Here is a 25608-nt window from a genome sequence, read left to right as displayed (position 1 = left end):
AGTTGGTCACTATTCTAACGATCAAAAAGCAGATAAGGAACGGATTAACCTTTGAATCATTCGATTCTTTGGCTAAACTTGCCACCACCAAGGAGATTTTCCTCCTTTTTTACTTTACCCACTCACATTCAGGACCTGCGTCATGAAAACATTAGGCGAATTTATCGTCGAGAAACAACAAGATTTTCCCCATGCAACTGGTGAACTTACTGCATTACTTTCAGCAATTAAGCTTGGGGCTAAAATTATCCACCGTGATATTAATAAAGCAGGGTTAGTCGATATTCTGGGTACTAACGGTGTTTCTAATGTTCAAGGTGAAGCCCAGATGAAACTGGATCTTTACGCGAATGAGAAACTAAAAGCTGCATTAAAAGCGCGTGGTGAAGTTGCGGGTATCGGATCAGAAGAAGAAGATGATATTGTTATCTTTGAAGGTGATCGTGCTGAAAATGCTAAGTATGTTGTACTAATGGACCCTTTAGACGGTTCGTCGAATATTGATGTAAACGTTTCCGTCGGAACAATTTTCTCTATTTACCACCGTATTACGCCAATTGGTCAATCTGTCACTTTAGATGACTTCTTACAACCAGGTCATCGTCAAGTCGCAGCAGGCTATGTCGTTTATGGTTCATCAACTATGTTAGTTTACACAACAGGTTGTGGTGTTCATGCCTTTACTTACGATCCATCTTTAGGCGTATTCTGTTTATCTCATGAAAGCGTACATTTCCCACCAACAGGAAATATGTACTCAATCAACGAAGGTAACTACATCAAATTCCCATTAGGTGTAAAAAAATACATTAAGTATTGCCAAGAACAAGACGCAGCAACAAATCGCCCTTATACCACACGTTATATTGGTTCTTTAGTTGCTGATTTCCACCGTAACTTACTGAAAGGGGGGATTTATATTTATCCAAGTACTGCAAGTCACCCTACTGGTAAATTACGTTTACTCTATGAATGCAATCCAATGGCGTTCTTAGCCGAACAAGCTGGCGGTAAAGCAAGTAACGGTAAAGAGCGTATTCTCGATATCGAACCAAAAGAACTTCACCAACGTATGCCTTTCTTCGTAGGGACTAAATCGATGGTTGAACAAGCTGAAAGCTTTATGGCGCAATATCCAGACGAAGAATAATCCATTCGTTTAGCACTAACATAGATAAACCGGACTTCTTATTCGTCCGGTTTTTTCATCTTTGAAAATAGTACTTTCTTTTATTTGCTGCTTATTTTTACGTCAGAACGCAACATGTTCGGCAAAAAACGGGTATTGTTAAAAACTTTTCGCTATACTACAGGCCACGTAAAATTAATTTTTTTATAGGAAATTTTTTATGAGCCTGAATCATGTTCCTGCTGGTAAAGAACTACCAGAAGATATCTATGTTGTTATTGAAATCCCAGCAAACGCTGATCCTATCAAATACGAAGTTGATAAAGAAAGTGGCGCACTGTTCGTTGACCGTTTTATGTCAACAGCAATGTTCTACCCATGCAACTACGGTTACATCAACAACACGTTATCTTTAGATGGTGACCCAGTAGACGTTCTGGTTCCAACTCCATACCCATTACAACCAGGTTCTGTTATTCGTTGCCGTCCTGTTGGCGTACTGAAAATGACCGACGAATCAGGTGAAGATGCGAAACTGGTTGCAGTTCCACACACTAAACTGAGCAAAGAATACGATCACATCAAAGATGTGAACGATCTACCAGAACTGTTAAAAGCACAGATCAAACATTTCTTTGAACACTACAAAGATTTAGAAGCTGGCAAATGGGTTAAAGTTGACGGTTGGGAAGGCGTAGAATCAGCTAAAGCTGAAATTCTGTCTTCTTTCGAACGCGCTAAAAAATAATTCTGACGCTCTCAGAATAGCTAGGTAAGTTGTTATTTAATAATTTACTGATAAATAAGCTCTTCATTTTATTGAAGGGCTTTTTTTATGATGGTACGGCTCTTCTCCTCAAACACATGACAAGCAAGATGCCACTTATCAAGGTTATTCTAATAGCAATAAAAACGGCCCAATATTTCTATCGAGCCGTTTTTATATAACATGGAGCAAAAGTAGGATGCTACTGATTACTCTTCTTCGTGACGTTTTAGCCAGTCACCGCATTTGATTTCACGTAAACCATCAACAGGCTTTTGATAAAGGTAGATCCAAGCACTGCCATAAGGCGTTGAAATCAGTTGGCGCTTGTAATCCTGATCGTTCTTTTTCAATTCATCAAGCTCTGTCAAGATAGAAGGCGTTATCCGATAGACTTCGCATTCTATTTCCCCTTCACCTTCAATAACCGCAGGATAAAACCCTAAATCATAGAGTTTATATCCCACTAATTTATGCTCACCTAAAAGTTGCGCATAGGTCATCCAGTGATGGTTACCTTGGTTTTGCCGTAAACTACCATAAACAATAATTCGCATATAATTTAAAACTCAAATTGATAAAGCAGATCTATTGCCTGATTCATACCAGACACTGCTTGTAAATACAACCTGGGCATCAAGCGATAACGTAAGGTTAACGTCGCTAGCGAATCAAATATACCCACTCCATACTTCACTTGTAGATCGTTTGTGATCTTACCGCTGACCACAACTTGTGAGTTATCCCCCACACCCTGTGTATCAAGCGCTAAATCAGAAACACCAAAGGTTTCACCAATGCGCCCTACAAGCTGACCACTTTGACCAACGCCTAATCCTATCAGCATTGCCGTCATTTGTGATGAATCCGCATCACCACTTTTATCTAACCCTTCACCTCTTAGCAAGTAGGATAACGCTTCTTGCTGTGTAAAAGCGGGTTCAGAGAAAATTTCAACTTTCGGTTTATCTGCAAGCCCTGTCACCCTAACACCAGCAATCACATTATTTGCCGTATTTTCAGGATTACGAATAGCTTCAATATTTAAGTAAGGTTGATCAACTGGCCCTGAGAACAAGATTTGTCCCTTACGAACTTGCAGGTCTTGCCCATAAGCTTTGAATTCGCCTTTTGGAATATCTATCTGACCGTTTAAACCCAGTCCTTGTTTATTCTGATTGACTTTAAGCGCTCCCGTCAATCTAGCTTTAAGCCCAAATGCGTCCAGTGTCACATCATCGCCAATATTAATAGCTAAATTACTTTGAATTGGAATCGATGTCTCTTTTGGTGCAATTGGCTGTAAGTTTTTATCCAGCATCACTTCATCAGAAGAAGCGGATACCGCTGACTCTGGTAAGTCTTGAACAACGATGCGTGCCCAAGGAATATCAATACGTCCATCTAGTTTCAGTAAATGAGGGCGAGCCTCAAACACTAAATCAGGATTAACATCAATACGTACCATCGGAGGCAATGAAACACGTAGCTTATTGCCATTTGCGGCTATTACTGCGTGCCATGCGTCTAATTTACGCCAATCAGCGTTACCAGTAAGATTTAAGTAACCTTCTGGGGTTTCGATTCGACCGCTTAAATCAGACGTCGCACCATCGAATTGAACATCAACATTCCCTTTCGTAATATCAAACGGGATCCAATGCCCAACCACTTTTAATTGATTAATACCAAATTGACCAAATAGCAGTGGCGATTGAGCATTTCCGCCTAAACGTAATTGCGCACCAACACGACCTTCAGCTATTTCACCTTTACCTAAGAATGGTTTGATTAAATCTAATGTCAGATTATCAATATCCACCGTACCTGATAGCTGGCGTTTCTTCTCAAGATCAGCAACATGCACATTACCTTTAATATCACCATTTCCTGCAATACTAATCAGCCATTGTAATGTCGCTTTGCCGTTGTTAACGCCCGCATTTAAGGTAATAGCATCAAAATCAATCGGTAAAATAGTGCCTTCAATATTCTGTTTTACTGCAACACCTTGCCCTTTTAGATTTACCGATGCTTTAGGTAATCCACCTTTTGAGTTCCATGTTGCGGTGGCATCGCCAGTAAATACACCTTGAACGGAAGTCTCTGGCGGTAAGAAAGGTTTGATCATAGCGAGATCAAAACGCGTCAATGTAATTGCCGCAGATCCGCTTTCACCCACAGTTATCGCTTTAGGAACACAAACTTGTGCATTTGGGTTTACCCAACAATGAGAGCCAATGGTGACTTCTTGTTTCTCTGCCAACAAATTCAACGCCATAGCTTTATTTAAACGCCATTCGCCCACAGGGGTATCAAATGCCGTATTATTTAGCGTTCCTTTCCATTGCTGTTTCTCTTTATCGAATGAGCCAGCTAATGTCAGTCCACCAGAAACAGGCTCACCATCCATTTTTAGCGTCAGTTTATGCTGTTTTTCTGTACCAGCAGCATCCAACGTTAAATTGCGAATAACTAAATCGGCTTGTTTTAACTGACGAGCAGTAATCGCAAGTTTGCCACCAATTTCTTTATCCGCTTGAACATCACCTTTAATAGTGATGGATTCAACACTGACTTGATCTTGCCATTTAATACCATGAGCGTTGATATCAGCAATAATCTTAGGTGTATTAATATCGCCACGAATATTAACTTTACCTTTAATAACACCCGCTAATCCAGGTACTAAACCATTTAATCCCGGAGCATTAATATTGGCATCTAATGCCCATTTATCACCTAAATGCCCTTCAATATCGAGGTTATTTTTACCTAGGATCAGTTTTAACTGAGGAATATTCCATTGCCCTGAATCATTACCGTAAGCATTACCTCTCGCCTTGATAAGATTATTTTTGATATTGCCATCTAAGGTGATTTCAGGAACACGTAATTGCCAACTTCCGCCATATAGACTACCTGTTGTTGCAATGCGCCCATCTAATTTTGCTGGCATATCAGGGTACTGTTTTGCCGTATTAATTCCTGAAATCGTGAGCAATGCATTCCAGCTAATTGCTTTACTCCAATCAGCGACACCTGTGATATCAGCATGACCTTGCAAAGCGGCTAAACGTAAACGCGTCAGCTCTATTTTCTCTTCATTCCCTTTTGCATCCAGCATTAATTTGGCTGGAGGGATCTCTTGACCTTCAATATCAGAGCGTAATGAGAGATCATAGTTATCTGTCTGACCATTTAAGCGTAATCGAGTACCGTTAAGTTGATACTGCACGTCCCCCGTTAATGGCCAGCGAACTTTCTGACTTTCAAGCGTCAGTTTTAATGGAAGGTGTGGTTTTGCCAGTTCAGCTTGAGCATCTAAAGTTGCTGTCACTGTTCCTGTTAAAGAGAGTACTAATTTAAGCTCTTCAAGTAATGCGCCTTGTAAAGAAAGTGTCGCTTTTTGATCTTTAAAATCTTCAAGCCCAGCAATATCACGAATAGTCGCATTCACATCTAAATTAACAGGCCACTGTTTATCTAGGGTAATTCCCCCATTTAAACTTACTTCACCTTCTGGGGCATCAATATTTAATTTAGTGAGATTAACCTGCTTACCTTGCGTCTTGGCTTCAAACGATAATTGGTTAATCGTAATAGGCGTATCACCACTAATCTGTAATTGCTTACCTTCAATTCCTTCGATATTGATATCAACAGGAATAATAACTTCAGGTAATTCGGCTAATAATGGCTTCGCGAAAATCGCTTTAATTGTCTCAGCTAAAGCCTGTTCTTTTTCTTCTTGTGTTGTAGGCTCAGTTTGAGGTTTTGTAGTTGCGATTTCTTTTACATCTTCAGCCGTTGCTTCAACACTCCCTTCTTCTGGTGTCTTTGGTAATGCCACCAGCAAATCATTAATGAGTGTTGGATTTAATGTAACTTGACGGCCTTCCCACTGCGCACCAGTTTTAAATTCGCCTAGCGAGATTGCCATATCGTCAATCTTCACATACGTATTTTCTAATGAGAGTGAATTTAAATAGATAGGTAATGGCGCATTAAGCTCTGTTAGAGGCTCTGATGGAGGTGTTTCTTCAGAAGGAGGAAAGGCGCTAGTATCAACATTAACAACAACATCTCGTGTACCTAATGTATCAACACAAACTTGTTTATCAGTTAGACACGCTAAGCGTAATCCTAGAGATAACTCACCCACGTTCACATCAACCCCAGGCATTTGATATTCAACACCTGTTAAACGCAGATCTTGCCAACCACCATTAACATCTTTAATAACTAAACCAGGAACCCAGCGAGCCGCACTATTAATAGCAAAATGCAAACCCGATTGTGTTCCCAAAATCCAAGCAACAGCACCGAATGTAAGCAAAATAATGATAAGGAGTGTTAGTGCAATCCATTTCAACCACTTTTTCATCATAACTCTGCCCCTAACCCGATGTAGAACTGGAGTCTACGTTTATCAACGTCACTCACAGGTAAAGCTAAATCAAATTTAATTGGACCAACTGGTGATGCCCAACGAACGCCTGCACCCGCACCTGTTTTAAAATCACTACGAGTAAAATCATTAACTGCTTCACCGCTATCAATAAAGACAGCACTCCACCAGTTACCCGTAATGTTATATTGATATTCTAACGATCCCACGAGCATTCTTGATGCCCCCGTTAAATTACCTTTTCCATCTTCAGGTGAGATACTTTGATATTTAAAACCACGAACACTTCTATCACCACCAGCAAAGAAACGTAATTCAGGCGGTACTTGCTCAAACGCGTTGGTTTCAATCCAACCAAAGTTGCCTCTTACCACAAAGCGATGTCCATCCCATGGAGTACGTATCCAAACGTGTTGCGCTTGGAATGCAGCAAATTCGACATCAGAGCCCCACATTTTATTGGAGTAGTCTAATGTATAACGTTGGCTATCCCCCCAAGAAGGCATCATACCGCCTCGTTGACGTACACGACTTGCGGTAACGCCCGGATAAAGCAGCATAGTGGTATTTGTAACTTCACCTTGGGTAAAGTGGCTGAGGCTCCAACGTGTATTCACACTGTATTGCCAGCCTGTCGACATATCCCAGTTACGAGACACGTTTAGCGTTGTAGTATCAGAGCGGGTGTCATTTAAATCGGTGCGTTTAAAACCACCCTGAACACCATAGTATTGCTCTAATGGATTGACCTTAAGTGGAATTTTATAATTGGCACCAATAGACTGTTCAGGCTGAGAAACACTGATATTAGAGGTTAAACTATGACCTCGTGAGTTCATCCAAGGCTTATCCCACTGCATATTAAGGCGAGGACCTACATCGGTAGCATAACCACCACCAAGCTCAACATAGTTACGAGAGCGAGGTGTTACAACTGCACTCATCGGTAACAGGTGAGAGTTATCAGCGCGTGCTTTAGCAATATCAGGTGTCACAACCGCAGAGTTAAACCAGCCTGTTGCCGCTAAACGGCGATTAAATTCAGCCAGATCTTCTGAGGCGTAATATTCTCCCTCTTTAAAAGGGACAATATTTTGTAGATAGTCTTCACGGATTTGGGAGCCCGTATAATTCACTTTTCCAAAACGATAGCGTTCTCCACTATCGAAAACAAAATCCCAATATGAGGCATGATTATCTAAAGAGACGCCTAACTGACTTTTTTGCATTTCCGCATCAAAATAGCCACGGCGAATGGCAAGCCCAGTTAACGAACCTTTGAGTTTCTCGTAATCTGCATGGTTTAAAACACTATCAAGAGGAGGTGTATTCTCTTTAATGACTTTCGCATATTGGTTATCTGTTTTAGCACCACCTTCGAGAACCACATCAACGCCTTTCAATAAGATAGGGATACCTGGTTCAACTTTAGCGGTTAATACAGATCGCGCAGGCGGTGTATTTTCTTCATAAGAAAATGTCACTTTGGGTTGATAATAACCTAAAGGGCGAAGTCCTTCTTGAATTGCCTTTTCAACACGCGCACGAAAACGCCCGTCAGGTGCAACTTCTTCTGTTGTAATGTTTGATAGCTGGACTCGCGCATTTTTTTCGAGCTGCCCTTCTAAACCTTCTACTTTTAAACGCAAATTTGCCCCATAGGCAACAGGCGCGATAAAAGACAGACAGAGAACGTAGATAACGGAGTATCTCGGCACGTTTTCTCCTCAATATTATTTAATCCATGTGATAAATTGACGACAAACTGTTTTAAGCTTTATTGTAGATTTAGTTTATAACAATATTAAGCCTTTACCATAGTAAAGCGTTTACAAATATAAAAATTGGAGTCTACCTTGCAACATAAAGCTTACCAACCAGAGAATGCCTTAAGGGGTACTTCGACACCATTAGAAATATCTGCTAATCATGCTGTAAATGGGCATTCTATTAACGATATTCCAGCCAATATGAACATTGCTTATTTTGCAATGGGCTGTTTTTGGGGTGTTGAACGTCTATTTTGGCAACAACAGGGCGTTTACTCAACAAGTGCGGGTTATAGCGGTGGTGTAACAGAAAATCCAACTTACCAACAAGTTTGCCAAGGTTTAACAGGTCATAGTGAAGTGGTGAGAGTTGTTTTTGATCCCTCAGTAATTAGCTATTCACAACTTTTGGCTCTTTTTTGGGAAAATCACAATCCATCACAAGGTATGCGCCAAGGTAATGATATTGGCAGCCAATATCGTTCTGCCATTTACACTGTTAATGAAGAGCAATATGCTCAAGCTATTGAGTCAAAAAAACGTTATCAACAAGCAATGAATACTCAAGGCACTACTGATGCAATCACCACTGAAATTCAGCCTGTGGGCCCTTTCTATTTTGCTGAAGATTACCACCAGCAATATTTACATAAAAACCCACAAGGTTATTGTGGATTAGGTGGAATAGGCATCTGCTATCCCCCTGAAAAGTAAAACTAGCAGAAAATAGCAGGGCGATGATATAATTACGCCCTCTTATCTATCTTTGTGAATAAATTCATCACAATATATTGATTTATCTTCTATTTTTAACACTCTAGTATTACCCTTTGGATTAAATACTTGGGGTGGTGTGAGCCTTATATGCTTAATAGTTTACTCATTGTGCTTTTGCTTTGTGCTATCAGCGCCTTTTTTTCGCTGTCTGAAATCTCTCTTGCTGCTTCTCGTCGAATTAAACTCAAACAACTTGTTGATGAGGGCAATATTAACGCCGCACGTGTATTAAAAATGCAAGAAATGCCAGGCATGTTTTTTACCGTTGTGCAAATTGGATTAAATGCCGTCGCTATCCTAGCAGGTATTGTTGGCGAATCTGCTTTCTCCCCTTCGTTAAAAAGCTTTTACCTACAATTTTTTGAAGAGCCATTAGCGCAACAGCTTGGATCTATTTGTTCCTTTATTATTGTCACATCCATGTTTATTTTATTGGCTGACTTAACGCCAAAACGCATTGGTATGATAAAACCAGAAGCTATCGCATTAAGAATTGTGAACCCAATGCGTTTCTGCCTTGCCTTTTTCCGCCCTCTGGTTTGGTTATTTAATGGCATGGCAGATCTCATCTTCAAATTATTTAAAATCCCAATGGTAAGAAATGAAGATATTACTTCTGATGATATTTTTGCCATTGTAGAAGCTGGTGCTGTTGCTGGAGTTTTACGTAAACAAGAGCATGAGCTGATAGAAAATGTTTTTGAATTAGAGTCACGTACCGTACCGTCGGCAATGACACCTCGAGAAGATGTGGTCTATTTTGATCGTGAAGAAACTGAAGGCGATATCAAAGAAAAAATTGCCACTCAACCTCACTCTAAGTTCCTCGTTTGTGAAGGTGATATCGACCATATTATTGGTTATGTTGATTCTAAAGAGCTGCTTAATCGCGTTATTAACGGGCAAAGCTTAAATCTCAATGATGGTGTTCATATCCGTAAGGCTCTGATTATTCCTGATACATTAACGCTTTCAGATATGTTGGAAAGCTTTAAAACGTCCGGTGAAGACTTTGCCATTATCCTCAATGAATACGCGATGGTGATGGGGGTTATTACACTAAATGATGTGATGACAACCTTAATGGGCGATTTAATTGGACCGGGACAAGAAGAGCAAATTGTGAGTCGTGATGAGCACTCATGGTTAGTTGAAGGCGGTACGCCAATTGATGATGTAATGCGTGTACTTGATATCGACGATTTCCCAGATTCAAGTAACTATGAAACCATCGCAGGTTTTATGATGTATCGCTTACGTAAAATTCCAAAACGCACTGATTATGTGAAGTTTTCAGGATACAAATTTGAAGTTGTCGATATTGATAATTACAAAATAGATCAATTACTTGTGACAAAGGTTGATGATATTCCACCTGTTAAGCCGATTTTACAAGAACATGTTCCTGTTATACAGACAACAACAGAAGTCGATATCAAGACAGATGAAAATAAAACGGTAAGCTAACAAGTAACAATTCGAAATTAATAACTGAGTCTTATCGAAGATATTCACGAGAAAGACTCAGTTATCTATCAGATAAAAGTTAGCCCATTTCTGCTTTCAGTAAAATGACCTGCTGGTTCACTTCACTCATGACATTAAAATGTAGCTTATCTCTTATTTTAGGTAATAAAATTTTACCGTAATCGAATTCAAATGCACCCATTCCTTTGATGTAAAACCGTCCACGAAATAATGTCTTAACGTAGAGAGCAATTTTTTCAGGGTTATAGCGATTGAAGATTTTCATCTTTCAGTTAGTCTCCCATGCTCGTTGTTGAGTTTAATAAGTCATAAAGACTTATCTTTATATATCAAATTTAAAGACCTAATTATAAGTACTAGGTTCAACTTATTTGATTTTCTTATCTGTTTTTACATTTATTGACAGTAAAGAATATAAATAAAGATAGCGTGTGCGTTATTTTACCCACTCAATGTTAAATAAATGTATCAGCGATGAGGTATTATTCTCCACTAGCTTCTATGCTTAGATAGAATCTAACGTCGATTTCAATAATAGGATCATGGCTATGCACAAAATAACCTTAGCTGCACTTTTACTCAGCACATCCACATGGGCATTTGCACATAACATCACTGAAAATACAGTACTTCCCGCTGTCACAATCAATGACAAAGGTGAGCTACTTTATGACACAACCAAAGATAAGTTTAGCTACCAAAATTGGAATAGTGGTCTGCTTAGTGGAAAAGTACGTACTGTTCAGCATATAGCAGGACGTAGCAAAGCTAAGGAGATGAATGCACCGTTTATCGATGCCGTAAAACTGGCTAAATTCCCACATAACAGTTATCAGACTACAACAATTATTAATACTGATGATGCGGTGTTTGGTACAGGCCCATTTGTTCGCGGCAGTGTTGAAGACAGTAAAAAAGAGTTTCCTTGGTCACAGTTTATTGTTGATGCTGATGGTGTAGCATTAAAAGGCTGGGGATTAGAAAAAGAGAGTTCAGCTATTGTTATTTTAGATAAACAAGGCAAAGTCCGTTTCGTCAAAGAAGGTGTATTAAGTGGTGCAGAAATCACAACTGCAATCAATCTTATCAACGATTTAATTAAAGAATAATTTCTGTGTCAGAGCCCTTATTAAATAAAGGGCTCCGATTTCATAAAGTGTCACTAAAAGATAGAAACTCTAAATCCTGGATTTATCAGCGACTCTTTTGGGGAATAATCTAGCGTTACCCCTTTCCAATCTGTGACGTGTGCGCCCGCAGCAATCGCAACAGCATGACCTGCCGCGGTATCCCAAGTATGTGTAGGTCCAAAGCGAGGATAAAGCTGTGCTTTACCTTCAGCAACTAAACAAAACTTCAAAGATGAACCAACAGCAACGGTTTGATGTGCGCCAAGTTGTGAGAGGTATTCTTTTAATTCATCATCTTGATGAGAACGGCTAATCACAATTACTGGCGGCTCTGCACGACTTGCATGGATAGGTAATCGCTGTCCACACACTTCTTTCCATGCCTGTTTATTTGCCGCTGCATATAACACATTTTGAACCGGCGCATAGACAACCCCTAAAACAGGAATACCCTTTTCAATTAAGGCAATATTTACCGTAAACTCACCATTCTTACTGATAAATTCTTTAGTTCCATCTAGAGGGTCAATCAGCCAATAACGATCCCAATGACGACGTACTTCCCATTCAGGGGGATCTTCTTCAGATAATTGAGGTATATCTGGGGCAATAGAAGCAAGTCCTTGTTTGATAACTTGGTGAGCGGCCAAATCAGCTTCTGTGACAGGTGAATTATCACTTTTTTCCTGTACTTGGATAGGCTCTGATTGCTGATAGATTTGCATTATCGCCATACCTGCTTGGCGAGCTAATTTGCTGACTTGTTCTAACATAATGCACCTCTCTTATTTCTATAAGCAGATAACTTCTCTTATAAAAATTAATTACCCTACTGTCTCTTTATTTTAGTTCAGAGACAAAAATAGCCGGCAAAAACCGGCTATTTTTTACTCTGATTTACCGCAGAATAAGAAATTATAAAATTTCTAATAATTCTACTTCAAATACTAATGTAGCGAATGGAGGAATAGCCGCACCTGCTCCACGTTCGCCATAAGCTAATTGGTAAGGAATATATAATTCCCATTTTGAACCTACTGGCATTAATGTTAATGCTTCAATCCAGCCTGCGATAACGCCATTTACTGGGAATTCAGCAGGTTGACCACGTTGAACTGAGCTATCAAACACAGTGCCATCAATTAAACGACCAGTGTAGTGAACACGAACATGATCAGTACGCGCTGGAATTGCACCTTCACCCGCAGTCAGTACTTTGTACTGTAAGCCTGATTCTGTAACTTGAACACCTTCATTTTTCACATTTTCTTCTAAGAAAATTTTACCAGCATCAGCTAACTCCGCTTGGCGTTCTTGACGAACAGCTTCAGCACGCTCGTGCATAGTACGTAAGGCATTGTGTAATGTTTCAACAGGTACAGAAGGTGCATTACCTTCTAATGCATCGGTCAGGCCAGCTAACAGTGCTGCGGGCTCTAATCCTTGAAGACCTGATTCAGTCAGTTGTTGACCGACTTGCAGACCAATACCGTAACTTGCCTGTGATTCGATAGAATCAAATGATGGTTTTGACATGAAAAATACCTGTTTTTTATGAAAGTTAGATCCAAGAATAACAGTGGTAAGGTACAGCGTAAACCTTCTGTCTTGAGTAATGGGAATTATTCATTAAAAACAGGAGTAATTGACGCTATTTATCGTGTTTTTGACGTTTTTTATTGGTATTTGTCATACTTATTTTCACAACATCGCAACACAGGCATATAATTATAAACAGGCACAAAACTGCCTAGCCTTATAAATATCAATATATATGTGTTCAGAGAGGTATTAAGTGAAGATAACGACAAATCCCTATTTCCGCGAACAAGGCTATATTGATGGTCTTTGGTGTAATGCTAAAAATAACGAAACTGTTGATGTTGTCGATCCTGCAACGGGTACTTTACTGGGTACAGTCCCCAATATGGCAACACAAGAAGCAATAATGGCTGTTGATGCAGCACAAAAAGCCTTACCAAAATGGCGTGCACTCACAGCACATCAGCGTGGAGCATTATTGCAAAATTGGTTTAGATTAATTACTGAAAATAAAAGAAAACTTGCTGAGTTAATGACATTTGAGCAAGGTAAACCCGTTGCTGAAGCTGAAGGTGAAATTACTTATGCAGCTTCTTTTATTGAGTGGTTTGCAGAGCAAGGTAAGAGAACCAACGGTGAAATTATTCCCTCCCCTTCTGCTGATAAACGCTTAATGGTGATCAAACAAGGTATTGGTGTCTGTGCTGCTATTACACCTTGGAACTTCCCGGCTGCAATGATCACCCGCAAAGCGGCTCCTGCATTAGCAGCGGGTTGTACTATGGTAATTAAACCTGCCAATGAAACACCTTATACTGCACTGGCTTTAGCAGAATTAGCGGCTCAAGCAGGCATTCCCGCTGGTGTTATTAATATTGTAACCGGAGATGCCATTAAAATTGGCGAAGTCTTTACCTCTGATAGCCGTGTTCGCAAATTAAGTTTCACTGGCTCTACGGGTGTTGGACGTTTATTAATGCGCCAGTGTTCAGATAGTGTAAAAAAAGTCTCTTTGGAATTAGGTGGCAATGCACCATTTATCGTGTTTAACGATGCCGATATTGATAAAGCAGTTGAAGGTGCTATGGGAGCAAAATTCCGTAATGCAGGACAAACCTGTGTTTGCGCTAACCGTTTTTATATTCATAAAGATGTTTATCAACAATTTAGCGAACGCTTTGTTGCCGCCGTTAAAAAACTCAAAGTGGGGAATGGTTTTGAAGAAGGTGTCACTATTGGACCTCTCATTAACCGTAAAGCTGTTGAAAAATCACAATCATTGCTTGCTGATACATTAAAACGCGGTGCAACACTGCTTTGTGGCGGAGATAATGACAAAGCGGGTGAGAACTTCTTCCAACCTACCGTTGTTGGCAATGTTCCTGCTGATAGCCATATCCTTGAAGAAGAAATATTTGGCCCTGTTGCACCTTTAGTTATTTTTGAAAATGAAGATGAAGTGGTGCATTTAGCTAATAATACCATTTATGGCTTAGCCGCTTATTTTTATAGTGAAAATCCACAACGTATTTGGCGTGTTGCTGAAAATTTAGAATACGGCATGGTGGGTATTAACACCGGTTTAATTTCCAATGAAGTTGCACCATTTGGTGGTATTAAACAATCAGGTTTAGGTCGTGAGGGCTCTGAACACGGTATTGAAGATTATATGGAGATGAAATATCTCTGCCAAGGATTATAAATAACCTTTAACCCAACTTATAAAAGTAAGTCAGCATGGATGCTACTGCTTTTTCCCTTACTATTTTTTCTTATTATCAAAAAATATTAAAATAACTTCTTTTATAGTGAAGGATACTATCTACTTAAAGTAAATAATAAAAATAATCAAAATAGAGTGTTACATAATAAAAAATAAAAGCACACTTGTTGTTAAGCTAACTAATTTTTTCGTAAATATCACTATGGATATGGCAAAATTGGCTATTAGTATGCAAATGACAACTTTACTAACTGGTAGTATCGTAACAGCGGCATTAACGGCAGGAACAAGTGTTATAGTCGTTGCTTTAGGTGTATTTGTTGTGGGGTTAGTGATAGCAGTTGCCCTATATAAATTAGATGATGAATTTAAGATCAGTGAAACCATAATTAAAAATCTAAAATCTTATCGAGAAAATAAACCTGAAACACCTTATCACCCTGATCAGTTTTTCACACAATGGGGAAGACTTAGCCGTGGATAAAATAAGCCCACTGAAATTATTTTTAACTTCTTTATTTGTTTTTTTATTATCTATTTTTTGTTTTTATTTTTCAATATCATATTACATTGAATATTTTTCAATGAAAGAACGTATATTATTCTCTTTCCAGACAGCATTATTGTGTTTTGGTTCTCCCCTATTAATATATTTTTCTTATTTGATTTTTATTTGTGCATATAAGAAAAAAACACAAAAAATGAATAATAAAATAGCTGGTTACCTCGCAATTATGGCAATAGCAGGTATTATTTTCAGTTTCTTTTTTTCATTTTATGTCAGATATGATTTAGTCTCTAAGGGGTATTATATTTGTTATAAACAATCAATTTTTGCACCAAGTGAATATGTTATATCAAAAGATATGTGTAAATAGCACATATCTTTTAATAATGAACTAAAGCTTATTTAATCATATCACTGTTAATACTATAACTTGATGTATTAGCAACCAAATGAACCCTGGATATTGAGGTGTATTTCATTTGAATACGTTGATATGGCATTGATTCATTATCATTTATTGAATCAGGAAAAATATCAGAAACCTCAATTAGAGAAACTTCAGTCAATTTAATTTCATAATATTTTTCAAGTTGCCCATGTTGGCTTGTTCTATAAAAAGTGAATATTGCTTCTAAGACTTCGTTATTATCTAAAGCTGTTGAAAGTAATGGTGATGATTTATCTATAGGCTTAGTAAATATAACTGGTTGATAAGATGCATTTTGTGCACGAACAGAACTATTATTTAAACTAATAACTTGAATTTCATCCTCATGATTAAGTTGGTAACGGTTTCCTATCGAATCAAGAGATGAACAACCTACAGAAATTAACCCTTGGACTTTTCCTTTTAAAGTTAGATAAATAGGATATGCCATAAAAATTCCTTTTAAAAAAATTAATCAATAATTAATTACATATATTAGATAATAAAAATGAAGAAACTTAATTTGATATAATTTATTTTATCACCAAATAAACATAAGTATAGTTACTAATCAAATGGCTTTCACATGAATTATTTTATTGTTCTTTTTATATCAAATAATTAATTAAAAAAAATCTAGCACTCCTTTGCTAAAGATTTTTATTATTTTATTTTCTATTTATTCCACTTAAATCAGTGATAAAGCATTTCGTGAACAATATCATCTGCTTTCATCGAATAAGGGTAATATGTTGGCCAATTACTTAATTCTTTAAGTAATTCATCTTGCGATGTATTGCCCATATATAAATGGAAGTGCCCTGCTTTCTCTGGTGCAATAATGTGGTCGCTAAATTGAATAAATTTGGGCGCTTGGCTTTTGGCATCATCACAGCGGAAAAGATAACGTACCCCTTTTTTACCCGACTCATAATACAGAATACGATAACCATCATAGTGATATTCACAGCTATCGACTTTCTCTCCACGGTGGAACTCAATGATATTGTTTTCAATACCAATCATATCCACATCAGTTTTATAGCCTTGTGTATAGTAAGCTCGGTACTCTTCAACCGTTTTATCTTTTTTTGTTTCCGCTTTCTTTTGCAACACCTCATCTAATTCACCGCTGAGAAGATAAGGCTCTACAGATTGCCATACACCATCCCAATCACTGAGTTGGCGATCAAGAACATCCTTACCTTCAAAAATTCCATTAGCGGCATCTCGTTGAGCTTGTGTTTGTACTTTTTCATGATGGTGCCCATGTGCTAAAACTGACATTGCACTACCCAATAGCCCCATAATTAAAACACAAGAAAGGACTGGTTTTTGCATAATCTTACCCCTGAACGGCTTTAAAACGTGGATTTGACTTACAAATTACATAAAGACGACCACGGCGACGCACCACTTTGCAATCTGGATGGCGTTGTTTAGCGCTTTTCAACGAACTTAATACCTGCATTCTTTCTTCCTTACTTAATAAATTGACCAAAACGTTTATTAAAGCGTGCCACATTACCTTCTTGAGAATGTGTCTTTTGTTTACCGGTATAAAATGGGTGTGATTGAGAGGAAACATCTAGTGTTACATAAGGATATGTTTGCCCTTCATACTCTATTGTTTTTTCCGTTTGGATGGTCGAACCCACTTTAAAATAAGCATCTGCACTAGTGTCATGGAAAATCACTGTTCGATATTGAGGATGAATACCCAGTTTCATAATAAACCCCGCCTTATTTGCAATGTTATAATATAACAATATTGAATTGCGCTAATGTACCGCTTTTTAATTTTATTGACCAGTTTTTTTTGATTTGTTTTTCTATCTCAAGAAGGGAAGTGTGTTTGAGGTAAGTCTCTTTTAAGTGATATAGGTGGGTTTTCTGGCTTTTTTTGTCCAGCTTTCCTATTTTCCGCTAAAGTTATACTAAGACGGCAAAACAAATAGGATTTATTATGACTAATTGGCGCGATAAGCTTTTCAGTAAGTCACCTCTGTCTATCGACCTCACAATAGACTTTCCTAACGTTTATCCTTCTTCTGTTCCTTCAATTCTTTCGCTGTTAGCACCTTATGAAATAGGTGATACACCTTTGCTTGATGAATTAAATCTATTGTCAGACGCTCACTTAAAAACAAAAGCTGATGATGATTCGATACCTTTTAGTTGGTCAGCCGGTGCTCGGGAAGGTATTATTTTGCACCAACGAATAGGTCGAGCAATTGAACAACAGCCTTCTCAAAAGGCATGTGAAGAATTTTCGCTGTCACTTTATCATGCAATAAAACATGTCGTTCTTTTACCTGATAAAGAGCATGTTGCTTCTTTTTACTCAATTGCCTGCCAAGATAAACTCGCCCCTATTACCTATCTTTCGCATCTGATAGACAAAATAGAACAAGATGAAGCACTGATTAATCATGAGATCTATTTTCAATTGATCTTGTGGATCTTAAAGTTAAGTCCTGACAAGAATCCTATCAAAATAGCTTTAGGACTATTAGGATCGTTTAATGATAGCGCCTCTCAGCGTTTACTTTTATTGTTTTCCCTACACCCTGAATTTACACTTTATGCTATTCGTTCGCTAAAACAGCGCCTTTCTTGTGAAGAATTTGAGCCTTTTTTACACTCTCTAGGTCAACGAACTAAGGGCTGGGGACGTATCCAGTTTATCGAACATCTACCTTCAACATTATCTGTTAATAATCGCTATTGGCTGCTGACTGAAGGATATAAAAACAATGTAATGACAGAGTATGTCGCCTATGACTGTGTCACAAAAGGGGCACTATTAGAGATGCTAAATACGCATCCTTTAGATAACGAGCTATTGCTTGGTTCTAGTGATCTTTTACGTGCACTGCTTAATGGCGGTCCCGCAAAAGATATTTACGATTATGTAGAAGGTGCCCAAGCATGCAACGCTTTTATTTCACAAGTCGATACTTTGCCTCCAAAAGAATTAAAGCTCCTTTATTGTGTCTGTGAAATCGCAGACTTTGTGCAAAACAGTGGTGAAGACTGGTTATTACTTGAGTCTCTCGGCTGGAACGATCATTGCCAACAACAAATTATCTCTGCTTCACAAAATATTATCCAAAAACCTGAATGGTCAACTCTCATTATTGAAGCATTACAAAATCCATCTCGCTCAAAAAATTACCAAGCAAGCCTTGTCGCTAAATCTCTTCGCCTTGATATCTGGGAATTGCTCTTTTCACTACAAAAAGATAATCCCAATGCGGATTGGTGGTACCAATTAATGCAAACTGATGCTTCTCACAAAATAGAAAGAGTAGTTAAACTTGCAGAACAACAAATTGAATTAACAGCATTAGATAGCACAGATGATCCATTAATAACTACCTACTCTGAATATCAGCCCCATCATGCCGTTGAATATATTATGCAAGATCTTGGTGGTTTTCCCGGTATCGGCTGGTCACTTATCAAAAGGCAATTACGTAGTCCGACATTGCGTGATAGAAATATGGCGCTGAATGTTCTTTCAACATGGTCTGACACATTATTGCCTCATGATCTTTATGGTGAATTAACACAGGCTTTAACCATAGAAACGGATAAAAATGTGTATCAACGCATGAAACTATTTTTAGTTAGCCATCAAGGGAATAAAGAACATTAACGGTTAGAGCGAATAGATAATTCTGAAAAGAATTCAGGGAGCAGGTTAGGATCATGGTTCGTGCTAGTATGGCTACAAGGAATAAAAAAGATGTTACAGCAATTCATAATACTGATTCACAGATCAATAATGAGGTGAATATGGGCAAATTCCCTGGCTTACATCGTCGGGCAATACTAGTTATTGCTGTTGTTTTATTGGTCGTATTTTTTTGGCCAACAAGTGAAAATAATGGTGAGCCACCTCAACCGTCATCATCGACACATGATCTTCCTGTGCCTATTTCACCATCAGTATCAACAAATGATCCGACTTATCAAACCTCGATCCCTCAAGCGCAAGATAGCTTAAATGCAGATCCCGCAACTTCTCCATCAATAGAGGCTCCAACGGCAAATGATCCAGCGGGAAATGTGACTCAAACAACACCACAACAAGACACTCAATCAACACCAGCGCAAACATGGCAAACTTATACCATTAAAGAGGGGCAAACCTTAGCGCAACTGTTTAGAGACAATCAACTTCCGGTCAATGATGCATTCTCTATGGCGAAATCAGAAGATCAACAGAAATCATTAAGCCAATTACGCTCAGGGCAAGCTATTCGTTTACAGCGTAACCCACAAGGTGATATCAGTATGCTGGAAGTAACAAATAGCGCAGGTACGGTTATCACTTACACGCGTTTGAGTGATGGAAGCTATTACCGCACACCATAGTAAGAAGCAATTTAATTTATCCAAAAAAAAACGCCAGCTAAGCTGGCGTTTTTCTTTATCAACATTAACTGTTTAATCAGAGATTATTCAGCAACGATGATAACATTCAGTTCAGCGAATACGTCACTGTGAACTTGGAAGTGAACTTCGTGGTCACCAGTAGTACGCAGAACGCCATTTGGCAGGCGAACTTCGCTCTTACACATTTCAACGCCAGCTGCAGTTACTGCATCAGCGATGTCACGAGTACCGATTGAACCAAACAGTTTACCTTCGTCACCCGCTTTAGAGCTGATAGTGACAGAACCCAGTGCATTGATCTTCGCTGCACGAGCTTCAGCTGCTGCTAAAGTTTCAGCTAATTTAGCTTCTAACTCAGCACGACGCGCTTCGAAAAACTCAATGTTTTTCTTAGTCGCAGAAACAGCTTTACCCTGTGGGATTAAATAGTTACGAGCATAGCCCGATTTTACGTTAACCTGATCACCCAGGCTACCCAGATTCGCTACTTTATCAAGCAGAATAATTTGCATTACCTTATCCTCTACAAGTCATTAATGGACTATATACCTATTACTGATGACGATCAGTATAAGGTAATAAAGACAGGTAGCGTGCGCGCTTGATAGCACGAGCCAGCTGACGCTGGTATTTTGCACGAGTACCGGTGATACGACTTGGTACAATTTTACCACTTTCAGTGATATAGTTTTTCAGCGTAGCGATATCTTTATAATCGATCTCTTGTACGCCTTCTGCTGTGAAACGGCAGAACTTACGACGACGGAAATAACGTGCCATATGGCTAGTCTCCAGAATCTATCAATTCAATCTGCTCGGCATGAAGCACCAATTTAAACAATCCATTTCGCGCCTGATGGCTACTAATGAATCCAGAAACGGTGATTTGGCTGCCGACCGTTATACTGTGAGTAACTGCTTGTAACGCTTTCCCGCTAGCAATAATGGGCATTCGGCACCATGATTGTCTTTTTAATCCCGCCTCTTCTTGTATTGAACGATGTTCAATAACAAATTGACAGTGCGGGACCCCAGCGGGGCTAACTTTTCGAATTAATGCTTTGCACACTGTGCCAGTTAGCACCAAATGATTATTAGCCGTCACAGCACTAATTACTCTTCAGAATCCTCTGCTACATCATCAACTTCATCTTCATCATCTAGGTCATCAGCGATATCACGACGGCGTTCGTCTTTTGCTTTAACCATTGGAGAAGCTTCAGTTACTGCGTGTTTAGTACGCATAATCATGTTGCGGAGAACGGCATCGTTGAAACGGAAAGTAGTTTCCAGTTCATCAATCACTTCCTGCGGAGCTTCAACGTTCATCAGAACGTAGTGTGCTTTGTGCAGTTTGTTGATTGGATAAGCTAATTGACGACGACCCCAGTCTTCTAGACGGTGGATCTGACCATTTGCATTAGTGATAGCGGTTTTATAACGCTCGATCATGCCCGGAACTTGTTCGCTCTGGTCAGGATGAACCATAAAAACGATTTCGTAATGACGCATTTGATATTGCTCCTTACGGATTTATCAGCCTCCTGTCAGGGTCAGTCACCACCCATGGAGGCAAGGAACTTGTTTAAGTTGTGACTGAAAAAATTGACGCGTAACTATACCCCCGCGGTCAATAAAACTCAAGGGAGTATAGAGAATAAAATAAACTAAGCGATTATTTTACATTAATACGCTGGCGCATCGCTTCAAATAAGCAAACACCCGTTGCCACAGAGACGTTAAGTGATGAGACTGTACCCGCCATTGGGATACTAATCAGTTCATCACAATGCTCACGTGTTAAACGACGCATACCTTCACCTTCAGCGCCCATCACTAATGCCATTGGGCCTGTGAGTTTGCTTTGATATAAAGTGTGGTCTGCTTCACCTGCTGTGCCAACAATCCAAACGTTCTCTTCTTGCAGGAAACGCAGTGTACGAGCAAGGTTAGTCACTTTAATTAAAGGAACACTTTCTGCTGCACCACAAGCCACTTTTTTGGCTGTTGCATTTAATTGTGCAGAGCGATCTTTCGGAACGATAACAGCGTGTACACCGGCTGCATCTGCGCTACGTAAACAAGCCCCTAAATTGTGGGGATCAGTCACGCCATCTAGCACTAATAAGAAAGGTGTACCGACTTTAGCTAACAAGTCTGGTAAATCTTGTTCTTGATACTGACGACCTGGTTTTACTTTAGCAATAATACCTTGGTGAACAGCACCTTCAGTTTGACTATCTAACCATTGACGATTAGCGACCTGAACCAGAATGCCTTGTGCTTCTAATTCATGAATAACAGGTGTTAAACGGCGATCTTCACGCCCTTTTAATACATAAACTTCTTTAAAACGTGCAGGATCACGCTCAAGTAATGCGGTTACTGCGTGAATACCATAAATAATTTCTTCGCTCATAGCGGTGCTTACTCATTAAAAAATAAAAGGCACAAAACAGATAAAAGGCGGGGTCTCCGCCTTTTAAAAAAGAACTAGAAGAACAAAAGATTATGCGTTATCGCGTTTGGCTGCACGTTTAGCTTTAAGTTTTGCTTCTATCTTTTTGGTTTGTGATGATGCTTTCTTACGTTTGCTACTTGCTTTATCTTTCGCAACTTGGTCTTTTACAGCTTTGTCTTTGCTCGCATTGCCTCGACCTGATGATTTACCTTTTTTGAAGGCACTATCTGGCTCAAAGTTTTTATCTTTGCTTGAATCACGACGGCGAGACTTACTAGAACTTGCGTTTTTCTTGTCTTTTTCACCTTTTAAACCACGAACACGGGCTGTTTTACCCGGATTACGCGCGGTGCGTGTTGTTGAAATTAAAGAGAAGTCGATAGTACGTTCATCCATACTAACTGCTTCAACTTTTACTTCTACTTCGTCACCAAGGCGATAGACTTGTCCTGAAGACTCACCAATTAAGCGTTGCCCTACATTATCATACTGATAGTAGTCATTATTTAATGTAGAAACATGCACCAGACCATCAATAAACAGATCATTTAAGCGAACAAAGAAACCAAAGCCCGTTACGCTGGTGATAATACCGGTAAACTGTTGACCAATTTGATCCAGCATAAAGTCACATTTCAGCCAATCAGCAACATCTCGTGTTGCTTCATCAGCGCGGCGCTCGGTTAAAGAACAGTGCTCACCTAATTGCAACATGGTGTCCATATCACTATGGTAACCACCTGTTGGTGTCCAACGTTGAGAACCGTGACCTTCTTCCTTCGCAATCTGATATTTAATTGCACGATGCAAGGCTAAATCAGGATAACGACGAATTGGTGAGGTAAAGTGTGCGTAAGATTTTAATGCTAAACCAAAGTGCCCACGATTTTCAGGATCGTAAATAGCCTGTTTCATGGAGCGCAAAATCATGGTTTGTAGCATTTCACGATCAGGTCTGTCTTCAACCTCTTTCATGACACGCGCATAATCTGCTGGCTCTGGTGTTAAGCCTCCTGGCAACGTTAAACCTAATTCATTAAAGACAGAGCGTAAATTCAGGACGCTGTCTTCTTTTGGTTTATCATGAATACGGTAAAGTGCAGGTTCTTCGTTTTTCTCAACAAAGCGAGCGGCTGCGATATTAGCCAGGATCATGCACTCTTCAATCAATTTGTGTGCATCATTACGAACAACAGGCTCGATACGCTCAATACGACGCTCGGCATTAAAGATAAACTTCGCTTCTTCTGATTCAAAACCAATTGCACCGCGCTGTTCGCGCGCTTTATCTAATGCTTGGTATAACTCATACAGATGCTCAATATCTTTAACGATAGGCTTATAGTGCTCACGCAGTTCTTCATCACCTTGAATGATTTTCCACACTTTGGTGTAGGTCATTCGAGCATGAGAACTCATCACCGCTTCATAGAATCGATAAGAAGAAAGACGCCCTTGCTCAGAAACAGTCATCTCACAGACCAGGCATAAACGGTCAACTTGTGGGTTTAATGAACACAATCCATTAGATAGGACTTCTGGCAACATCGGCACGACTTGGGAAGGGAAATAAACAGAGTTTCCTCGGCTACGTGCTTCTGTATCTAGCGCTGTTTGTGGGCGTACATAATAGCTAACATCAGCAATCGCAACCCATAAACGCCAGCCGCCACCTTTTTTACGTTGACAATAAACAGCATCATCAAAGTCTCGCGCATCTTCACCGTCAATAGTAATTAAAGGTAAGTCACGTAAATCAACTCGTCCTTCTTTAGCAGACTCAGGCACTTCTTCTTTTAAATCAGCGACTTCTTTTGTCACTTTTGCAGGCCATGTATAAGGGATTTCATGAGTACGTAATGCGATTTCTACCGCAATACCTGTTCCCATTGTTTCACCTAAGATCTCAACAATACGACCTACTGCTTGCGTGCGTCGGGTTGGTCTTGTCGTGATCTCAACCACCACCACATTTCCCATACGCGCGCCCATGATATCCTCTTTAGGAATAAGAATATCAAAGCTTAAACGGCTATCATCAGGTACAACAAATCCCATACCTGACTCAATAAAATAGCGACCTACAATTTGGTTATTTCTTGGTTCAACAACACGAACAACACGACCTTCACGACGACCTTTTCTATCCATACCTAAAGGTTGGGCAAGGATAACATCGCCATGCATGGTTTTTTTCATTTCATCTTGTGAAAGATAGAGGTCATCTTTTTGACCTTCTGCACGTAAAAAACCATATCCATCGCGGTGACCGATTACCTTGCCTTTCCATAAATCAAGGCGTTCAGGTAATGCGTAGCATTGGCGACGGGTAAAAACTAATTGACCATCACGCTCCATCGCTCTTAAACGGCGACGTAACGCTTCTAAGTCTTCTTCACCTGAAATTTTTAACGCCTGTGCTAAATCTTCACGGCTCATTGGTGCCGTGCGCTTTTTCATTTCTTCTAAAATATATTCGCGACTAGCAATTGGAGAGGCGTATTTTTCTGCTTCTCTATCCTGAAAAGGATCTTTTGACATTATGACCTCCAAGCTATCAGATTTGATGAAATAGTAGACTCAAACATCTTCTAATAACAATTTATATAAGGAGCTATTATTTTCAACTAGCTCTGCGAGTGTGTGACGGTCTAACTCTTTCAAAAACTGCTCAATTGCCTGATTCAACACCAGTTTCAGTCGACAAGCTGGGGTAATGTGGCAAAACTCAGCACTACAGTTTACTAATGAAAGTGGCTCTAAAGCACGAACAACCTCACCCACAATGATATTTGTTGCAGGCTTGCCTAAACGGATCCCTCCATTTTTACCGCGAATAGCCTCAACAAAACCTAAATGGCTAAGTTGATTAATAATTTTCACCATATGGTTACGCGAAACGCCATAGACTTGTGTCACTTCAGTGATACTTGTCATTTTGCCTTCTGGCAATGAAGCCATATATATCAATGCCCGCAATCCATAATCTGTAAAACTGGTTAATTGCACAATGACCTCTGAAAAGTGGTTTTCCCTATTAAAGTCGTTAAGGGATAAGTAATTATTAATGAGA

The 25608-nt window shown here is 39.3% G+C and carries 27 protein-coding genes; 10 read left to right on the top strand and 17 right to left on the bottom strand.

Going from position 1 to position 25608, the window contains the following annotated elements; all coding sequences use genetic code 11:
• The first annotated feature begins 142 nt into the window (after nucleotides 1–142).
• Complete coding sequence (gene fbp / locus AB4J89_RS16875; RefSeq protein WP_023583589.1) at nucleotides 143–1150, top strand: class 1 fructose-bisphosphatase; 1008 nt, start codon at nucleotides 143–145, stop codon at nucleotides 1148–1150.
• A gap of 199 nt (nucleotides 1151–1349) precedes the next feature.
• Complete coding sequence (gene ppa / locus AB4J89_RS16870) at nucleotides 1350–1877, top strand: inorganic diphosphatase (protein WP_088493990.1); 528 nt, start codon at nucleotides 1350–1352, stop codon at nucleotides 1875–1877.
• 227 nt (nucleotides 1878–2104) lie between these two features.
• Here the strand turns inward: ppa and AB4J89_RS16865 are convergent, their stop codons facing one another.
• From AB4J89_RS16865 to AB4J89_RS16855, 3 genes are read right to left on the bottom strand one after another with little or no spacing between them, the layout of a single operon-like run.
• Nucleotides 2105–2452, bottom strand: a complete 348-nt coding sequence (locus AB4J89_RS16865; RefSeq protein WP_023583593.1) for a gamma-glutamylcyclotransferase — start codon at nucleotides 2450–2452, stop codon at nucleotides 2105–2107.
• A 5-nt stretch (nucleotides 2453–2457) separates the two neighbouring features.
• Complete coding sequence (locus AB4J89_RS16860; protein WP_368470130.1) at nucleotides 2458–6282, bottom strand: translocation/assembly module TamB domain-containing protein; 3825 nt, start codon at nucleotides 6280–6282, stop codon at nucleotides 2458–2460.
• Entirely contained in the window at nucleotides 6282–8024 is a 1743-nt protein-coding gene (locus AB4J89_RS16855; protein ID WP_368470012.1) for an autotransporter assembly complex family protein, read from the bottom strand. Before AB4J89_RS16855 ends, AB4J89_RS16860 begins: the two co-directional genes overlap by 1 nt.
• 138 nt (nucleotides 8025–8162) lie before the next feature.
• On the opposite strand from AB4J89_RS16855, the gene msrA reads away from it, so the two are divergent.
• Both msrA and AB4J89_RS16845 read left to right on the top strand, forming a co-directional pair.
• Nucleotides 8163–8789, top strand: coding sequence for a peptide-methionine (S)-S-oxide reductase MsrA (gene msrA / locus AB4J89_RS16850; protein WP_193775136.1), 627 nt, complete (start codon nucleotides 8163–8165; stop codon nucleotides 8787–8789).
• Between the two features lie 150 nt (nucleotides 8790–8939).
• Nucleotides 8940–10319 carry a hemolysin family protein gene (locus tag AB4J89_RS16845; protein WP_102949425.1) on the top strand — a complete coding sequence of 460 codons (1380 nt, stop codon included), beginning with the start codon at nucleotides 8940–8942 and terminating at the stop codon, nucleotides 10317–10319.
• A gap of 79 nt (nucleotides 10320–10398) precedes the next feature.
• On the opposite strand, the gene AB4J89_RS16840 is transcribed toward AB4J89_RS16845, so the two are convergent.
• The gene (locus AB4J89_RS16840; RefSeq protein ID WP_069369866.1) at nucleotides 10399–10605 is read right to left on the bottom strand and encodes a DUF1107 domain-containing protein; all 207 of its coding nucleotides are present in this window, start codon (nucleotides 10603–10605) and stop codon (nucleotides 10399–10401) included.
• A 283-nt stretch (nucleotides 10606–10888) separates the two neighbouring features.
• On the opposite strand from AB4J89_RS16840, the gene AB4J89_RS16835 reads away from it, so the two are divergent.
• The gene (locus AB4J89_RS16835) at nucleotides 10889–11449 is read left to right on the top strand and encodes a YtfJ family protein (protein ID WP_368470010.1); all 561 of its coding nucleotides are present in this window, start codon (nucleotides 10889–10891) and stop codon (nucleotides 11447–11449) included.
• Nucleotides 11450–11502: 53 nt separating this feature from the next.
• Here AB4J89_RS16835 and cysQ read toward each other — a convergent pair whose 3' ends face one another.
• Nucleotides 11503–12243 (bottom strand): 3'(2'),5'-bisphosphate nucleotidase CysQ, encoded by a 741-nt coding sequence (gene cysQ, locus AB4J89_RS16830; RefSeq protein WP_088493993.1) that lies wholly within the window; start codon nucleotides 12241–12243, stop codon nucleotides 11503–11505.
• Nucleotides 12244–12385: 142 nt separating this feature from the next.
• Nucleotides 12386–13006 (bottom strand): peptidylprolyl isomerase, encoded by a 621-nt coding sequence (locus tag AB4J89_RS16825; protein WP_036939421.1) that lies wholly within the window; start codon nucleotides 13004–13006, stop codon nucleotides 12386–12388.
• Nucleotides 13007–13265: 259 nt separating this feature from the next.
• Between AB4J89_RS16825 and AB4J89_RS16820 the strand changes: the two genes are divergently transcribed.
• The 3 genes from AB4J89_RS16820 (at nucleotide 13266) to AB4J89_RS16810 (ending at nucleotide 15613) form a co-directional block, all read left to right on the top strand.
• Nucleotides 13266–14714: an NAD-dependent succinate-semialdehyde dehydrogenase gene (locus AB4J89_RS16820; RefSeq protein ID WP_368470007.1), complete on the top strand. Its 1449-nt coding sequence runs from the start codon at nucleotides 13266–13268 to the stop codon at nucleotides 14712–14714.
• A gap of 250 nt (nucleotides 14715–14964) precedes the next feature.
• Nucleotides 14965–15219: a hypothetical protein gene (locus AB4J89_RS16815; RefSeq protein ID WP_127913590.1), complete on the top strand. Its 255-nt coding sequence runs from the start codon at nucleotides 14965–14967 to the stop codon at nucleotides 15217–15219.
• Entirely contained in the window at nucleotides 15212–15613 is a 402-nt protein-coding gene (locus AB4J89_RS16810) for a DUF1240 domain-containing protein (protein WP_088493996.1), read from the top strand. Before AB4J89_RS16815 ends, AB4J89_RS16810 begins: the two co-directional genes overlap by 8 nt.
• A 28-nt stretch (nucleotides 15614–15641) precedes the next feature.
• On the opposite strand, the gene AB4J89_RS16805 is transcribed toward AB4J89_RS16810, so the two are convergent.
• The 4 genes from AB4J89_RS16805 to AB4J89_RS16790 all read right to left on the bottom strand — a co-directional run bounded on the left by AB4J89_RS16805 (nucleotide 15642) and on the right by AB4J89_RS16790 (nucleotide 17400).
• Nucleotides 15642–16121: an Hcp family type VI secretion system effector gene (locus AB4J89_RS16805; RefSeq protein WP_088493997.1), complete on the bottom strand. Its 480-nt coding sequence runs from the start codon at nucleotides 16119–16121 to the stop codon at nucleotides 15642–15644.
• A 242-nt stretch (nucleotides 16122–16363) separates the two neighbouring features.
• Complete coding sequence (gene zinT, locus AB4J89_RS16800; protein WP_088493998.1) at nucleotides 16364–17011, bottom strand: metal-binding protein ZinT; 648 nt, start codon at nucleotides 17009–17011, stop codon at nucleotides 16364–16366.
• 4 nt (nucleotides 17012–17015) lie between these two features.
• Nucleotides 17016–17141, bottom strand: coding sequence for a type B 50S ribosomal protein L36 (ykgO, locus tag AB4J89_RS16795; RefSeq protein ID WP_006535739.1), 126 nt, complete (start codon nucleotides 17139–17141; stop codon nucleotides 17016–17018).
• A gap of 10 nt (nucleotides 17142–17151) precedes the next feature.
• Nucleotides 17152–17400: a type B 50S ribosomal protein L31 gene (locus tag AB4J89_RS16790; protein WP_023583603.1), complete on the bottom strand. Its 249-nt coding sequence runs from the start codon at nucleotides 17398–17400 to the stop codon at nucleotides 17152–17154.
• A gap of 236 nt (nucleotides 17401–17636) precedes the next feature.
• Here AB4J89_RS16790 and AB4J89_RS16785 point away from each other — a divergent pair, with 236 nt between their 5' ends.
• Together AB4J89_RS16785 and AB4J89_RS16780 are read left to right on the top strand one after the other, a co-directional pair.
• The gene (locus AB4J89_RS16785; protein ID WP_368470003.1) at nucleotides 17637–19331 is read left to right on the top strand and encodes a hypothetical protein; all 1695 of its coding nucleotides are present in this window, start codon (nucleotides 17637–17639) and stop codon (nucleotides 19329–19331) included.
• A 68-nt stretch (nucleotides 19332–19399) separates the two neighbouring features.
• Complete coding sequence (locus AB4J89_RS16780; RefSeq protein WP_311755572.1) at nucleotides 19400–20053, top strand: LysM-like peptidoglycan-binding domain-containing protein; 654 nt, start codon at nucleotides 19400–19402, stop codon at nucleotides 20051–20053.
• A gap of 83 nt (nucleotides 20054–20136) precedes the next feature.
• On the opposite strand, the gene rplI is transcribed toward AB4J89_RS16780, so the two are convergent.
• The 7 genes from rplI to nsrR form a co-directional block, all read right to left on the bottom strand.
• The gene (rplI, locus tag AB4J89_RS16775; protein ID WP_023583606.1) at nucleotides 20137–20586 is read right to left on the bottom strand and encodes a 50S ribosomal protein L9; all 450 of its coding nucleotides are present in this window, start codon (nucleotides 20584–20586) and stop codon (nucleotides 20137–20139) included.
• Nucleotides 20587–20626: 40 nt separating this feature from the next.
• Nucleotides 20627–20854 (bottom strand): 30S ribosomal protein S18, encoded by a 228-nt coding sequence (rpsR, locus tag AB4J89_RS16770; protein WP_000135199.1) that lies wholly within the window; start codon nucleotides 20852–20854, stop codon nucleotides 20627–20629.
• A 4-nt stretch (nucleotides 20855–20858) separates the two neighbouring features.
• Nucleotides 20859–21179 (bottom strand): primosomal replication protein N, encoded by a 321-nt coding sequence (gene priB / locus AB4J89_RS16765; protein WP_088494001.1) that lies wholly within the window; start codon nucleotides 21177–21179, stop codon nucleotides 20859–20861.
• 8 nt (nucleotides 21180–21187) lie between these two features.
• Entirely contained in the window at nucleotides 21188–21586 is a 399-nt protein-coding gene (gene rpsF / locus AB4J89_RS16760; RefSeq protein WP_023583607.1) for a 30S ribosomal protein S6, read from the bottom strand.
• Nucleotides 21587–21749: 163 nt separating this feature from the next.
• On the bottom strand, nucleotides 21750–22481 hold the full coding sequence (gene rlmB / locus AB4J89_RS16755; protein WP_165126424.1) for a 23S rRNA (guanosine(2251)-2'-O)-methyltransferase RlmB: 732 nt from the start codon (nucleotides 22479–22481) through the stop codon (nucleotides 21750–21752).
• A gap of 102 nt (nucleotides 22482–22583) precedes the next feature.
• Nucleotides 22584–25076, bottom strand: a complete 2493-nt coding sequence (rnr, locus tag AB4J89_RS16750; protein ID WP_368470000.1) for a ribonuclease R — start codon at nucleotides 25074–25076, stop codon at nucleotides 22584–22586.
• A gap of 39 nt (nucleotides 25077–25115) precedes the next feature.
• Complete coding sequence (gene nsrR / locus AB4J89_RS16745) at nucleotides 25116–25544, bottom strand: nitric oxide-sensing transcriptional repressor NsrR (RefSeq protein ID WP_109372704.1); 429 nt, start codon at nucleotides 25542–25544, stop codon at nucleotides 25116–25118.
• Nucleotides 25545–25608: the final 64 nt, after the last annotated feature.

It is taken from the genome of Proteus sp. STS61-E (assembly GCF_040932335.1).
In the GTDB taxonomy this organism is placed as follows: domain Bacteria; phylum Pseudomonadota; class Gammaproteobacteria; order Enterobacterales; family Enterobacteriaceae; genus Proteus; species Proteus mirabilis_B.
The sequence above is the reverse complement of the archived record's forward strand: the minus strand, read 5'-3'. Positions and strand labels throughout refer to the sequence as shown.

Bases quoted from the DNA above. Each gene is read 5' to 3' on its own strand.
- fbp (WP_023583589.1), top strand. From the start codon at position 143: ATGAAAACATTAGGCGAATTTATCGTCGAGAAACAACAAGATTTTCCC.
- ppa (WP_088493990.1), top strand. From the start codon at position 1,350: ATGAGCCTGAATCATGTTCCTGCTGGTAAAGAACTACCAGAAGATATC.
- AB4J89_RS16865 (WP_023583593.1), bottom strand. From the start codon at position 2,452: ATGCGAATTATTGTTTATGGTAGTTTACGGCAAAACCAAGGTAACCAT.
- AB4J89_RS16860 (WP_368470130.1), bottom strand. From the start codon at position 6,282: ATGAAAAAGTGGTTGAAATGGATTGCACTAACACTCCTTATCATTATT.
- AB4J89_RS16845 (WP_102949425.1), top strand. From the start codon at position 8,940: ATGCTTAATAGTTTACTCATTGTGCTTTTGCTTTGTGCTATCAGCGCC.
- AB4J89_RS16840 (WP_069369866.1), bottom strand. From the start codon at position 10,605: ATGAAAATCTTCAATCGCTATAACCCTGAAAAAATTGCTCTCTACGTT.
- AB4J89_RS16835 (WP_368470010.1), top strand. From the start codon at position 10,889: ATGCACAAAATAACCTTAGCTGCACTTTTACTCAGCACATCCACATGG.
- cysQ (WP_088493993.1), bottom strand. From the start codon at position 12,243: ATGTTAGAACAAGTCAGCAAATTAGCTCGCCAAGCAGGTATGGCGATA.
- AB4J89_RS16825 (WP_036939421.1), bottom strand. From the start codon at position 13,006: ATGTCAAAACCATCATTTGATTCTATCGAATCACAGGCAAGTTACGGT.
- AB4J89_RS16815 (WP_127913590.1), top strand. From the start codon at position 14,965: ATGCAAATGACAACTTTACTAACTGGTAGTATCGTAACAGCGGCATTA.
- AB4J89_RS16805 (WP_088493997.1), bottom strand. From the start codon at position 16,121: ATGGCATATCCTATTTATCTAACTTTAAAAGGAAAAGTCCAAGGGTTA.
- zinT (WP_088493998.1), bottom strand. From the start codon at position 17,011: ATGCAAAAACCAGTCCTTTCTTGTGTTTTAATTATGGGGCTATTGGGT.
- ykgO (WP_006535739.1), bottom strand. From the start codon at position 17,141: ATGCAGGTATTAAGTTCGTTGAAAAGCGCTAAACAACGCCATCCAGAT.
- AB4J89_RS16790 (WP_023583603.1), bottom strand. From the start codon at position 17,400: ATGAAACTGGGTATTCATCCTCAATATCGAACAGTGATTTTCCATGAC.
- AB4J89_RS16785 (WP_368470003.1), top strand. From the start codon at position 17,637: ATGACTAATTGGCGCGATAAGCTTTTCAGTAAGTCACCTCTGTCTATC.
- AB4J89_RS16780 (WP_311755572.1), top strand. From the start codon at position 19,400: ATGGCTACAAGGAATAAAAAAGATGTTACAGCAATTCATAATACTGAT.
- rplI (WP_023583606.1), bottom strand. From the start codon at position 20,586: ATGCAAATTATTCTGCTTGATAAAGTAGCGAATCTGGGTAGCCTGGGT.
- rpsR (WP_000135199.1), bottom strand. From the start codon at position 20,854: ATGGCACGTTATTTCCGTCGTCGTAAGTTCTGCCGTTTCACAGCAGAA.
- rpsF (WP_023583607.1), bottom strand. From the start codon at position 21,586: ATGCGTCATTACGAAATCGTTTTTATGGTTCATCCTGACCAGAGCGAA.
- rnr (WP_368470000.1), bottom strand. From the start codon at position 25,076: ATGTCAAAAGATCCTTTTCAGGATAGAGAAGCAGAAAAATACGCCTCT.